Below are 14806 nucleotides of genomic sequence, written 5' to 3' on the forward strand. Positions count from 1 at the left end.
GGTATCTTGACTGTCTAATGCTTCTCCGGTATCTTGACTGTCTAATGCTTCTCCACCTGTGAATCTGTCAGTATGGATGGGAGACGGACCACTATTCCCACTGTCTGCTTCGCTGGCTCCACTTCCACTACCACCGCCGCCACCGCCACCGCCGCCACCGCCACCGCCACCGCCGCCACCGCCACCGCCGCCACCGCCACCGCCGCCACCACCGCCGGAGCTATTGCTACTCTTGGTAGAAACCGTCGTAGAGAACTGGTCATACGACGAACCACCCTCCAAGAAGTCAACCATTTCTTGGGCGGTTTCAGGATCAATGTCTTCAGTAGCAACGCCTGCTGCGTCGGGGTCATGTACAGCGTAAACTGGCTCTTCTGCCCCACCGATCTGTGTTCGCTCACCCTCGAAGTCGATATCCCTGTCTTGGTTTGGGCTATCAGTGCTAAAGCGCCCCTGCTCGAGTTCCTGCCGCGCCTCTTTTGCCTCTGCAATGATCTCATCCCGCCCCGATTCTGCTTCAACACCGTCGAATTGTGGCTCTAGAGCAACGTCTGACTCGTCAGCAACTTGAGCGATGTCCTGTTGGTCGGCTTCTGTTTCATCCATCAGGTCCGCAGCCTGTGAACCGGAGCTGATGGATTCCTCGTACTCCATCGGATTCTCCTGACCACCAGTAATGTACCCTTCCCGATCTGGGCCTTCGAGGGCTTCTTGCGCTCGGTTTTTCGCCGCCCCGCCAGCTGCAGTGGCTGCACCAGCCGTGGCACTTCCTGCTTTACCTATGCCACCCTTCGCACGAGATTTGGCTCCTGCTGTTGCTGCTCCAACTGTATTTTGGTATGTATCGGTTTGTTTCACTGAATCGATTGCCCCTTGGGCACCGTATGCTCCAGCGATTGCCAGGTTAGTACGAATGACAGCGATGGGGACGAGAACAGCAAATAGCATGGGTATCACGCCACTGAGAATGCTAAGAACGCCGCCTAAGCCACCCTGAATATCTAGGACTGTTGCGAGATCGACAACACCGATAACAGCATACGCTAGTGCAACCGCCGGGCCAATGATAGCGAACTTTATCCCGATTTTGATTCCTTTGACTGCAAGTGACTCCAGATACGGAATTCTACTGTAGTAGAGGGCAACCAGGATTGGTAGAATTGCCATTATAACATATATTCCGTAGATTCGGATCGCATGGAGCAGGAATCCAATAACAAAGATCCCAGCACCCAGTAGTTGCACAACGACGAAAAACAGGGCTGCTCCAACTGAACCAGTGTTCTGACTGGTTTGCATTCCAGTCATATTTGTCGCTCCCCCGGAAAACGACGAATTTAGTATAACCTCAGTTGTGACTGCTTGTGTCATATTCAGAAATAGAGCAGCAATATACCAACAGATAAGCAGCATAATTGTTCCAACAATGAGACCGTTGGTTCGTTGCTTCGCACCCTTCTCTGAGGTGATATTGTACGTTGAGAGGGCTTGTGATGCTATCCAGCCGATTCCGAGAATCAAAAACCCGATTGTGATCGCTTGCTGGTGCTGCGTGTAGATTGTTGCCCAAGGATCTCGAGTGATTTCCCCAAATACGTAGACATTGTCATTTGGGCCGCCTGCATCTGGTGCAGGTACTTTTGTTGTGAATTTCTGGATAATATCATATACTGGTTGAAGTGGGCTAGTGACCGTTCTCGCAATTGTGCTAATTATATTACCAATCGTGTTACTAATTGTTTCGCCAAGTCCCATTTAGACCACCTCCAGAACATCGGTTGCTAATCGATGTGCAACTGCCCTATTGCTGTACCATTCTTCGGTTTGGGTGGATTTCCGTGTCATGAGTATCACTTCCAGAAGATGAGGAATGTGGGCGGCCATGCTTTGACGCCCGGGATCTGGTCAGCCAGCCAAAGCATCGATAGCAGCGGAAGTAGGAAGAGGAAGGACCTCCACGCCAGAGCAAATAACGTCCCGAAGCTGATTAGCGAGCCACTGGCGACTGCGGTTGTGCTATTGCTGATGTACGGCTGTTCATCGTCGGCGAGCTTCCACCATTTCGCTGGATTATATTCGACCGTATAGAGACCGTCATTGGGGACTGTAACTTCTGCTTGGCCGTTACTATCGGTCTGGAGGGTATTCGAGCCAAATGTAATGTTTCCGTCCCGGTTTGCGGTCTCGATTGGAGTCCCATCTGGTGCCGTGAGTTGGACTCTAAATCGGGTGAATGACGAGTTCGAGTCAATTTCACTGACGGTAAGGTTTGGTGTCTGAACGTCATGTTCTGTTATCTGGGCTTCGAGGATCCCTCCCGAGATGTTCGTCCCTTGGACGAGCCCAGTTAGCTGTAAGTGCGACTTGTTGAACTCTGCTGTTTCTGCTAACAGTGTCTGTGCTGTACGGAATTCTGAACTTGCATTCACTTGTGTCAGGTCGACATTCTTGGGCAGCGATGGCGCGGTGTAATTTCGACCAGAGTTAATCTGTAGAACTTGGACACCGGGGTCAGATCCATAGCCATCAGTCCGGTACGGGTACGCATGCGCTTGAAGCGGATGGGCTGATGACATTGCTGTGCGGGACTGACCTCGATTATTTGTGATACTTAACTGATCCCAAGCCGGACTGCGATAACTGAAGAACCGGTAGTTGCTATACAGGCGACTCTCGTTTGCAAGCGTGAGTCCTAGCCATGGATCCTGGGATGTGATCAGAACCTCGTGGCTCCCATCTGGGAAGTGTGCGACTTCCAGATCGCTGAATGGGGAATAGACGTTGATGTACCGAGAGTCGCTTGTGACGACATCGGTTGTGACTGTTTTTCTGGACGTTTCCCAGTATGTCACCGTCTTTGGGGTGCAAACTGTCCGCGTCCCGCCGTTAGGACCCGTCGTGGTGGTGCATTCCTGCTCTCGCCGTGTTTTCTTTTCCTTGATGATCTTGGTGGCAGTGGCGGTTATCTTTCCAACAAGAATGAACCGACTCTGTGGAACGTTTTGATCGGGTGCTGTATATGAAATATTGACTCGCTGTGAGTTGCTTCCTTGCTCGATCACTGCGTATCGACTGCATGGGTCGTCCCAGTTGTCGGGGAGTTCCGAATTCAGCTTTAGCAGGCACGTCCCGACACTATCTGACTCGTACTCGTAGAACACTTTCCGGTCAGGGGACGGATCTTGGTCTCCTTGAGAGAGTTCGACACGATAGTCTGCAAACCCACGAACTGTTCCCGCGCCAGCGATATAGTTTGCCGATCCATTTCCGAGCAAAAACCGGGTTGACGGAGTGATGTCGAAAATGGATGTATGCGCGTCCTGAATCCATCCTCGAGGGCCACTATTGGCAGATCGGCCATTTGGACGGACGGCAACTGTCCGGCCCTGACCAAGCGGATTCTCCTTTGGATCGTCAATCCAATCAGAAACTGGATTTCCCGGGCAGTTATGGTATGCACCAGCGCCGCCACTGGCGAGGGGGCAGGGACCGTTCCCTTCATGTGATCCAGTGTTTTTGCCAACAGGGATGTCTTGGAAATCCTGCTGATTCCACAGCTGCACTCTTCGTGAGGGTCTGGTCCGATGTAGATCCGCGGTTTTTGCGAGGTAGAGGTAGTCCGTTCGTGGTGGGAATCCTAAGTGACTCTGATCGTCCTGCCACTCCGACGCATTTGCGGTCACCGAGTCCTCGTCACCGGCAAACATGAGGACTGTTTCATTGAAGGATGGTCCATCTGGGTGTTCCCCGCCATGATCTGACGGGTCTGGATGACCGACAACACTGGGAAGACTCAATCCCATAGCCACCGCTACTAACCCGAACACAACCATGCGACGGAGATAGGACTGCTTCATCTACTGTGCTGGCAGGTTAGATTGGAATGAAATTCATACAGCCGAGAATGCCGAGGGCACTGAATACAATCTGAAGCCCGACGAGCCCGACGATGAGCTTCATGAAGGTTCTGAGTGAGTTCCCTCGCATTCGCTTGAATTTCTGCTCCTGCTCCTGATTGAGCAGTGGCATTGATTCAGACCCAAGCGAAATGACGTACGATGCGCCCATACCCAGCGCAGCCACAGATACGAATAGCCGACTTCCTTGCTGGACGAGTGTCACCAAGGAATTTGGAGCCGCATCGCAGATGAATCCTGACTGCTGTGCAGCTGCGACCCCACTGAACACAGATAGGAACGCAACTAGAACAACCGTGCCGATAATGGCCCGATTCGCCCATCCAGCTATTGCACTGCTTTCGATGTGGGTCTCTGGGGTTTCAGATGAACTGTTCTCCTGGTTACCAGTGCTTCTCAGCAGATTACTTGTTTTGTCCATTGTGTGCTAATTTGGCGATTTCTTCTGGGCTTCGGAACTCCTCGATAAGATCGTCGATTGACTCGAACTGTCCGCTTCCGTTTCCTGATGTGCCATCAGCGCCGATCTCTTGTTCTACGACCTCCCGAATTTTGTCTAGGTCGACACCGGACCTCTTAGCATGGTTTCGGACTGATTGTCGAGCTAACCCCGACATATTCACATCATCCATCACTTTCGCGTACACGTACTCGGCCGGACCAAGATAGAGGTGGACTTGGCGGTTTGTAAGTTCCATATTGTCTTTATTATCACACTATGGCATCATTTTCAAACGCCATATTTTGATTATCAGGTGCCACTACACCCAACGCTAATCTCAAATAACCACTTAAATCTTGGCCAGAAAGAGGGGTATAATCATAAGATAGTGTTCAGAACCATATTGGCTATTTGTAGCTATCTCAGAATCTAAATTCGGCGTTTTCAAAATAGCCATAACAAGAAATATTATACCAAATAGAATACAATGTGTGACAGGGGGAATAGTCTCCGATGAGACGGCTCTGATTAGAACCAATTTATCAGGTCTGATAATAGCGTCTGCTTCTCTCTTTGTGTCATATATACCAACTCCCAGCAGTTCGAAGGCCTGTTGTTCATGGTGGTGAGGAGGGGACGTATGCAAGTGGTTGATCAAGGAGTTGGATGTTGGAAAGTAGGTGATGGTGCGACCGAAGAAAATGATGGCTGAGTGTCAACCGCCGCGGGGTCAAGCCTCAAGGCACTCGGCCTGCTCCGACTGTAGACAACAGTTGTTCAACCAGTAGCTTGGACTTCCGCGGCTGTTGTGTTCGTTAGCTTGTCGTGATATGGCGCTTCAACCCCTTCGCCGATGAAGACAGTGTTCCGTGCAGCTAGCGCACCGCCGTCAAGATGGGCTGTGATGACAGTTTCATCCTCCGTGACGACGGCAACCCGGTTAGTTCCGGCCGAGAACCAATCACGGGGGAGCCGGAATATGATCTCTTCCTCGAGTGTCTCACCGGTAAGTAGGCTATCAGGGATCGGCTGGACGTGCCGTGTTCCATCAGATTCGGTTACCAGAACGATCGGGTTCCGTGGGTACCTGGTCCGGTTGTGATACGTGAGGTTGACGAGCGCGTGTGTCTCGATCCCATCGATAGTTCCTCCTTCGACGTTGAATTCGGTCGGCCCTAGTCCAAGGTCTGTGAACTCCATCCCGATCTCGTTGCTTTGGTTGAGTGGGAGTGGCCCAGACCGGTTGAAGTCTTCTGGGTATGATAGCGTCTCATTGCCGAGTGAGATAGTGACGTTTTCGGGAACCGCAGTTGCGTGGTACTCTAGCTCGTAGTCCACTGTGCCACCAAGTGTAGATAGATTGAGCGTGTTTGGTCCGGGGTCAAGCACATCTCGGGGGACGTCGCAGGCCACTGAATCTTCGACCTGGCCCTCGGCCTCGCAGACCGTCTTGCCGTCGATACTGAATGCGGGTGTGATGGTTGCGTTGCGGTTGATGTAACTGAACGCGTATTCGACTGGCCCACGGTCCATATCGAATCCGAGTTCGTCGGTCGATAGTGTCGCTTGAGTTACCTCGCGTTCGATCGTCTCATTTGGATACACCAACCCATCGACGCCCGTTTCGTATTGTCCATCTCCATCTGGGTCGATCTCGGGGCTTTTCGTCGTGAATGCTTCATCGAGCGAGAGGGACAGATTGAAATCTGACGCTTCAGCAGTGGCCTCGACGTCGTGATTCGTCGCCGCTAGAGAGGGGAGCGAGTAGGTGCGCGACTCGCCGGGGCCGAGGATCTCATCGGAGGCCACTGTCGTCGTGCCGCCGATCGTAGCACTGCCCCCCTCCGTGTGATTCACAGGCCGATAGATGACCTCATACTGCACCGCGCCACGGTCTGTCCCTGCGAGGAGGCGATTGGTCCCATGGTCCAGGTCTGGGAGTGGCACGACCGCAGTCTCGTTCGGTTCTAACTCACCAGCCACTGACTGCCCACTGCTACTACAGGTGGACTGTGTTGCATCCGCGACTGTAATACATGGATTCTCGGTGTTGTTCTGCTGGGTGTACTGCCCGGAGATGTTCACTTCTCCGGCTGTCGTGTTCGTGATGAGCGGTACAGTCCCAGTGGGGTACGTCACGTTGTAGGTTCGCGTTTCACCATCTGGGAGAAGCCCGTCATATTCGACATTGGAGACACCAGTGTCGTCGATATCAACCACGGGGTCCTCAGTGATATTCGTCGCATTGTACCGGAGCGTGTAATTCACCGCCCCGGACTCAGCTGTGACGTCGAGGGTGGAATTCCCGTGACCGAGACCACTGAGGGAGCGAACGGCCGACTCATTTGCAGGTAAGATCCCGCTAACGCTTGCCTGAGCGGTCGCGCTCCCATTGGATGCTGTGACTGTTACATTCTCCGCGTGCGTGCGTCCCGTTCCTTCCCACGTCCAGTTGACCGCTCCACGATCCAGCGACCAATCCAACTGGTTTGCACCTGGATCAACTGGGAACGCCTGCTTGCTGGTCTCGTTACTTAGCAGAATACCCTGATACTGAGCCTCGGGGCTCGTCGAGGAGTTTGCTGTCACCGAAATATTCTCTGGCAGGAGTACACTCTCATACGAGAGCGTCCAGTTAGCGGCACCGCGATCAGTCATGATTCGAACTGGCTGCGAACCAGAACGAAGCCCCCCAACCCGTGTCGTTACCGACTCACCGGGCTTCACTGTCTGATCAATAACTGAATCAACGTCTCCGTCTGCTCCGATGTCGACCTTCGGATTCGTTGTTGCATTTCGTGCCGCAACTGAGAAGTTATATGCAACACGGCCAGCATTTGTCGAACTTGTGATTGTGTTCTTACCGGCGACTAGTCCTTGAAGTGGGCGCGAGATGGTCTCGCCATCCCGCAAGATGCCATTGTAGCCTACCGTAGTTCCACTGTTACCATTGACTGTGAGCTGTGGGTTTTCTGTGGCAGTCCTCTCTTTAAATGAGATGTTGTACTTGACATTTCCTCTCCTGGTATTAATCTTGATTTTGGAAGTTTTCGGACCAAGAGTAGGGATCTTTCGCGTGACCGTTTTATTCGGATCAAGCTGACCTTGGATATTGATGTCAGTCCCACCGTTACCACTAGTTCGGACCGAGGGGGCTTCTGTCGTGTTTCGTCTTGTATAGTCTATTCGTACAGTGCCTCGTCCATTATCTGTAATGAACCGAATGTTCGAAACATCCTTTGTGAAGTCGTCCGAGTTCAGCACTACACTTTCAGACTCGGAAAGGACTGCTTGTTTTCGGACATTGACTGTCCCCGTCTCTCCAAAATCCAATCTCGGATTTTCTGTTCCTGTTCGTGCAGTCCAGTTTGCAGAGAGACGTGGACTTGGACCAGATCCTGTAATAGTCCAACTGGTATCGCTTAGGGACAGGTTTGGATTGGCTTGATGGGTTTCGCCTTCCTGAAGTAAGCCAGAATGTGAGACTTCTGGCTGACCGTCTCCATTAATATCGACTCTAGGATTCTTGGTTGCTGTCCGTTCGACCCAATTCCCAGTTATATCGACTGGAGCCCCAGAGGTGCGTATTCTCCACACATCGTCTGAAGTCTCTAATCCTGGAACCTCCTTGGTTATTTTTTCACCATCTGATAAGATTTGATCAGAATTGATTTCAATTGTCCCTGTGTTTCCAAGATCAATCTCGGGATTCTCTGTGCCCGTACGCTCCGTCCATTTGGCACTGAAACTTGGGTTAGCTCCAGATGAGTCGAATTGCCAGCTGGTGTCACTCTGTGAGAGGGGTATACTACGAGTTATTTGCTCACTTTCTTTGAGTAGGCCTTCGTGGTTAACTTCGCTTGATCCGTCACTATCGATATCCAACTGAGGATTTGCAGTTGCAGTTCGGGCTGTCCATTTCGCATTGACCGAAGTCCTATAATCATCTGTTTTGACTGTCCATGTATCATCTTCCGGAGATAGTGATGGAGCTTTCTTTGTTATTGATTCCCCCTCGGACAGTTCCCCTTGAGCGGCTACTTCGTATACCCCATCATTGTCGATATCAACCCTGGGATTTTTTGTTACTGCTGTTCCGTACTGCTTCACGGTCGTTCTATTTGGAGAGTTAGTGTCAATACCAATATCAAACCGAGAAAAAACAACTGGCCCTTTTGCAGTATGTGCACTTGCTATACCCCTCGCGTTGATAGAATTAGATTGAGTGAATTTGTTTATTCGATTGAGATCAGAGTCGAATGTAGTAGTGAGAGTTGATAAACTATCGCAAGCAAAATCAGAGACATGGCGACTATTGGGAACGAATTCGGATGCAACGATCTTGCCGGAATTAGTGATTTCAATACTTACGTCAGTACTCCCAGCACATCTGGTATTTGGATTTATATGTTTACTTTTATGTACTCTATCTGCACCAGACCCTTTCCAAATATTCACAGTCCCGCGCTTCCTTTTTTCATACGGGTCTATAGTGCCACTAGACGCTGCTGCTATTGTGCCGTTATCATTTATTGCCAGATCATATGCGCGTCCGTCTGGTCTAAGAGTGGTTATACTCGCACCAGATTTCGAGTATAATTCAACATCTGAATAGGAGTTATATTGAGATGATCCCCAAAGGGATACAGCCACGGATCGAGTGTCTGGATTGACTGCTATGTCTGTAAGTCTAAGTTCACTATATGGTGTTTTAGGGATCCTTTTTTTGTGGTCGAGGTTTTTGTCATAGAAATTCAGAGATGCTTTTCCGCTGTCATATACTTTATCGAATGTGACAACTTGCCCGTCTGGATAAGCGGCAATCTCCATATCATGGCGCACTTCACCATCGACATTGGATATTTTTGAACCGGAGTGTCTTTCTTTTGCCACTCTTTGCCCATTGCTATTGATTTTCTCGAGTATCCATTTACCTGACGGGTTAGTCACAATGGGGTTATACGAGTAAGCAAGATACACTTCCCCTTCATCAGATATGTATGCGTCCTTGTGATTTCCTCTTCCGTATGTAGCTTGTTTATATACCCATTCTAAATCACCGTTTTCATTGATGTGTTTTACAATAATTTCATCATTTTCTGAATCTCTCCAATTCCCATCCCAATTTCTCCATCCAACAGCTATTACCCCGCCATCTGGGTGGGAGTGAACTTCTGTTATTCGTAGGGAGTGAGTACCATAGCTCTCGTATCCTTGATCCAGAGCAGTAGATTTCCAATTGTTCGCCTCGTGCCCGGTAAAGGTAATTGCTGGTTCCCCATTTTTTGGCCCACTGGGTGCATAATTACCACCAATATTTGTATCGATTGTAGATGAGGATTTCAGGTTTTGCCTGCTGATGCTTTTGTCTGTCTGCGACGTTTCACCTTTGATCGTCACTGAGGCATCAGTCGGCGGCAAGTTACCTCCAATTTGAACGTCGATTCGCTCGTTATTGCTAATCTGTTGTCCAGGTATTGATTGCTTATTATCAATCTCGTTCCCTGTGAATGTCACAACTGGAGAGCTACTGTTAGCGCCTGTTGGCGCGAGGTTCCCTCCGATATCTATAGTAGCCGTCTCTCCAGATTGGGCGTTTTGAATTGACAGATTGCGGGTATTAGTTTCCGTTTCTCCAATTACTGTAAGCGATTCATTTGTTGGATTTAGATTTCCGGAGATTGATACAGGGATGGATTTTCCAATAGTGGTTTGCTGATTGGTAATGGACTCAGTTGTTTTTGTTTCATTCCCAATGATCGATATGCTTACTTCAGATGGGTCAAGATTCCCGGTGGTGCTACGAGTGAGGGTGTTCCCTGATGAGATATTGATTTCTGAAAGGGTGCTTTCTGTGCGGTTTTCCACACCTGTGAGAATGATTGTTGGCTCTTGATGTGAATCTGGGCCTGTTGAGTTGATGTTCCCTGAAATCTGTGGATTGATCGTGTGATTTGCCGCAGTTCCTGTAATCGAGGTGGGATCCTCAGTTGTGACACCACGAATTGTAATTGTATTTGTTTCTGGGTCGTAGTTGCCTGGAACAGTTACTGTCTGTGTATGTGGCGTTGAGACGTTGTATTGGTAGCTTTTGTTCTGGGATGTAAGCCCACCGGTGAATGTGATCTGTGGTTGGCTGGTGTTCTGAGGGCCAATAGGTGGTTGATTTCCTTCGATGGTGATGGTGTATGTCTGGCTACTGGTAGTGGAGTTTGAGATGGTCCGTGCAGTTTCGTTCCGGATCCCGCGGAGGGTGAGTGTACTATTGAGTGGCTTCCGGTTTCCGGGGATTGAGAGAATTGGACGGCTGTCATCGGTTGCTGTTCCCTGTTGAGAGATCGCAGTTGTGTTTTGAACGCCGGTCAATGCGATTGTTGGAGCGGCGGTTGTGTTGTTCGCCGCTCGAGGTGCGACGTTCCCCCTGATGACTATATTTTGTGTGCCGTTTGAGATCGGCCCGCCACTCGTATTCATTAGTTCTTCGACTGTCACACCTTCCAGTGTCAGTGTCCCGTTCGTCGGCTGCCGATCGCCTTTGATTACTAGTTCTGGCGTTGTCCCGGCTGCATTGCTGTACTGGTAGGTCTGCTGGTCTTCACCACCCAGACCGGTGAATCGAACGACTGGTTCCCCGCTTAGGTTTCCAACTGGCTCTTGATTCCCTAGGATAGCAACGCGTGTTTCGTTGCTGGATTGGTTTGCTGTCCTGATGATCGTTCTATTTTTCCCGACTGTTCGCTGGCCTGTGAGTGTCGCTGTGACGTTCTCTGCGTCGAAGTTCCCGTCGATTGTGACTGAGGTATTTGACCGACTGGCAGCGTCTGGGATGGTGTAGTTGGCCCCCTCTGTTGTTTTCACGCCGGTGAATCTGATGACGGGGTGATCCTCACCGGGCCCAGTTGGGTTGATCGTCCCGTTGATGATGACTGAGCGCTGATCGCCGTCGGTTGCGATGCCGGAGATTGTGTTCCCGGTTTCGATGACATCTCCGTAGAGACGGATCGTGGCGTTCTGTGGATGGCGGTTGCCACGGATGTTGACGGTCGGGTTTTCTTGCCCTTCGACGTAGGTCCCACGGACGGTTATCGGGTCGACTGATGGGGTCCCGGTTAGGTTTACCCAGGCTCGTCGAGCGGAGGTGTCGCCTGTTGTTGTGATCGTCTGTGGGAGGTTTGCTGTTGTCGTATTGAGTGTCCCTCGGTAAGCGGTGTATCCGGGGATGAGGCGAACGGTCGCGTTGTCAGCGTTGACTGAGGTGTTATAGCTAACTGGCGCTGAAATGTTTGAACCCGTCCCGATTGCACGGATCGGTTGTGAGTTGCGGGTCCGCAGGCCAATATCGTTGTTCGCGATAGTGTTGCTGGCGGTAGTGAAGTAGATTGCGCCTTTGGTTCTATTTCGGATTTCCAGAACACCCTGATCGTTCATTGTCACTCCGACGGGTTCTGGGGCAGCAAGTCCGGATGCAACCGGGGGCACTGCTGTCAGCTGATAATCGCCGGCAGAGACGTTTCTGAATCGGTAGGTTCCTCCGGATGTGGTTGTCGTAGTCCTAGTACCACTGCTATTCATCAGCCGGACTTCGACGTTTCCTAATGGTGCTGTGTTCGGCCGTCTGATTGTCCCAGAGATAGTGTTCCGGTAGGGGAGCGATTCCTCTGTTGCCGCCCCGAAGATGATATCGTCGTCGTCGAGGTCGATATCGCCGTTGTCGGGTTGCTCGATTGGGATTGGTGTCCGTGTGCCATCAGGCGGGTCATCGTCGTCCGGTGTCTCTGATCCATCCGGCGGTGTTGCGGACTCCGGTGGCGACTCGGTATCTGGATCCGTGGGTGTGTCGTCTGTGGGCGAGTCGGGGCTAGAGTCTGGGACCTGCGGATCAGGCTGATCGGGATTTGGTGGGTCTTCGACTGGGGGGAGCGTAGTGACTGGTGGGTCGTCTCGGGGTGTCGTTTGGTCTATCTCTTCGCGCTTCTCGCCAAACTGTTGCAGCTGTGCCCCCCAGACGAGAATGGCATGTTCTGCATCTTTCGTTCGGGGATACCCGTACGCAGTCTCTGAGTGGGACCCATTCGGATGGAGATATCGGATGGTATTGTTTAGCTCACCAGCAACAACATATCCAGAGCCAACTTCTTCGACTGTCCACGTCGCATCTGGATCGGTTGTAGTGGCAAGGACTGGCTTTGGATACCCATCCTCATCTGCTGCGTGCTTTTCCTGCCATTCAGCGATTGCCGATCTGGCATTGTCGAGGTTTGAGTAGTATGATGGTGAGCTGTAGTACTCGCCGTTTTCTGCAAGGTACCATCGGTAGCTATCGAATCCACCAACAACGAGATATTCTGAATTGTATCGAAGGACAACCCAGTCATCGACGGTGTCGACGACGACGATCTGATTACTGGGGTCATCGTCCGCTTGTGCACTGGGTCCGAATCCGAAGAGCGCGGTAAGCAGTAGAAGTGCAACAACTACAAAGAGGATTATCGATAAGTGCCGGTGAGTGCGGATTCTTCGAAGTGCATCTTTGAGCCGCCCGATCTCGTCACTTAGTGCTGTCCAGGTTGTTGAGAGGAGGCCGGCGAGACCAGACTGTTCTTCGGAGGTTGCCTCAGAGATCGCGTTCCGAATCTTCTGCGGTGGGATTCGGGTTGGTTCTCCCGACTCTGAACTGTGGTATTTACAGCGGGGGGATGAACACCGTGTTGCGTATAGGAGTTCATTCTGTGGTTCACTGTAATTGTCTGCACGCTCTGGATGGGCTTCAACAGGATGTCCACAATTCGGACATCGAATGTCGGATCGGCTGACCATGTGAGATAGGGCTATGTGGGCTCTTCGTGCTATTCGTCTACTTCAGTGAACCCGATTGCTTGGCGCTGGATGACAGTTGCGTTGACCGTTGCCTTGACGTATGTTCCATCAGCACCGGAGATTCTGATGACGTTAGGCCCGGACGTGAACCAGTCTGCTGGGAGCGATACCTCCACTGGTTCAGTGAGCTTGCCGTCATCGATCACCGCGTTCGGTGCTGTCTTCGAATGGCTTTCCCCGGCACCGTTGACGACGGTTATTGTTGGGTCACGTGTACCAGCTTGTGCGACAGTGTAGTTGAGGAGCACCCAGCCACCAGTGTCAATCCCATCGATCTTCGCTGTATCTAGCGAGACTGTATTTTCGCCGGTGTCCAGCAGTGAGATGTTCTTCTCGACCGGGAAGTCGAAGCTGACAGGGAGTGGGCCATCAACGTCAAACGCACCGGGGTAGCTCAGTTCCTGCCCGTTGATCGTCACAGTTGCTTCTTCTGGCGTGGCTCTTGCCACGTAACTGTGAGTGTAATTAGCAGGGTAGTTATCGACAGATCCTGTTATTTTGCCTTCCCCTTCAGTGAGCTGCTCTGCGGGGATGTCACATCTAACAGGGGTTTGATCAAATCCACCACCTATGTAGTCTAAGAACCAGTCGTTAGTGCCTGGCGCGAAGCAGGTCTGGGTTCCTCCAGCGCTGATACTAATGTTCTGAGACTGCCGTATGAATGAGTAGATCATCCACTGACCGATACCGCCAGGAGTGGTATGATCCACTTCGAGTGATCCACGACCAGGAACGACGTGTCCACTCGACCCCTGCCAATTGCCGTCGATAACCGTAGTGTCATCGCTTGGATCAGGACCAACAGCGAAACCCTCATCGCCAATTGAGCCCTTTATTTTTGTCAGCACTTCTTGCTCTAGTGTAATGCCAGGGTCAACAGCACCGTGTCCAGTAATGTTGACACGCACTGTGACTGTAGAGCCGCGGGCAATATCTATAATCTCGTCCACATTGACTGTTTTCTCCTCTGTTGAACTCCCGGTAGCCGTGACAGAGTACGATTCTACAACCTCCGTCGTTGCGCTGATTGAGTCTTCTTTGAGATAGACTGTTGCTGTGATCGCGTCCGATGTCGTGTCCGCGTTGACAACTCGATCACTCCTCCAAGTGTGCCCTTTGTCGATGTAAGCTGGCTTGAACTCATCTTGGACGACGTATTGTGATCCACTTTGTTCGACAGACATACTTCGATGTGAGATGTCTGTGTTCGCTCTCCACGTCTCTAGCGCGTCTTGAGCTGCGCTTTTGGAATCGAAGTGGGTCGGTTCTGGGGAGAGAACATACGACCTGCTGGGCCGGTCGTGAACAATCTTTGCTGTGACTGTTGCAGTGTCGGCGTCAATATTTTCAGCACTTGCAGTAAGGCTGATATCGCCCGTCGCTGAGGCTTTTAAGGAAGAGTACCAGGTGTCAAGCGTCCAGCCTGTAAGCCCCCCGCTTGCCCCGTCACAGCTGTCATAGCACTCAATGGGAACTTCTAGCGGGCGGTCACCGTTACTCTCATACGCTATGTAGTTCCCGTTTCTGGATGGCAGTAGAGTTGGATTGCTAATGCCAATATCGTAGTTCC

Annotated in this window: 6 protein-coding genes; all 6 read right to left on the reverse strand. The window is 51.2% G+C overall.

The features are described 5' to 3' along the window. Nucleotides 1-1755, reverse strand: a 1755-nt coding sequence (locus BMX17_RS25585; RefSeq protein WP_211611449.1) for a TrbL/VirB6 family protein, incomplete at its 3' end; no start/stop codon positions are given. A gap of 95 nt (nt 1756-1850) precedes the next feature. Beyond that, nucleotides 1851-3857 (reverse strand): DUF8186 domain-containing protein, encoded by a 2007-nt coding sequence (locus tag BMX17_RS25590; protein WP_139203703.1) that lies wholly within the window; start codon nt 3855-3857, stop codon nt 1851-1853. Nucleotides 3858-3873: 16 nt separating this feature from the next. Beyond that, nucleotides 3874-4338 (reverse strand): hypothetical protein, encoded by a 465-nt coding sequence (locus BMX17_RS25595; RefSeq protein WP_139203705.1) that lies wholly within the window; start codon nt 4336-4338, stop codon nt 3874-3876. Beyond that, the gene (locus tag BMX17_RS23440) at nt 4322-4615 is read right to left on the reverse strand and encodes a hypothetical protein (RefSeq protein ID WP_092664649.1); all 294 of its coding nucleotides are present in this window, start codon (nt 4613-4615) and stop codon (nt 4322-4324) included. Before BMX17_RS23440 ends, BMX17_RS25595 begins: the two co-directional genes overlap by 17 nt. A 521-nt stretch (nt 4616-5136) precedes the next feature. Beyond that, nucleotides 5137-13176: a carboxypeptidase regulatory-like domain-containing protein gene (locus BMX17_RS23445; RefSeq protein WP_092664655.1), complete on the reverse strand. Its 8040-nt coding sequence runs from the start codon at nt 13174-13176 to the stop codon at nt 5137-5139. Nucleotides 13177-13205: 29 nt separating this feature from the next. Next, nucleotides 13206-14806, reverse strand: a 1601-nt coding sequence (locus tag BMX17_RS26530) for a hypothetical protein (protein ID WP_170845543.1), incomplete at its 5' end; no start/stop codon positions are given.

Origin of the sequence: Halorientalis persicus, assembly GCF_900110215.1 — an archaeon.
GTDB classification, from domain to species: domain Archaea; phylum Halobacteriota; class Halobacteria; order Halobacteriales; family Haloarculaceae; genus Halorientalis; species Halorientalis persica.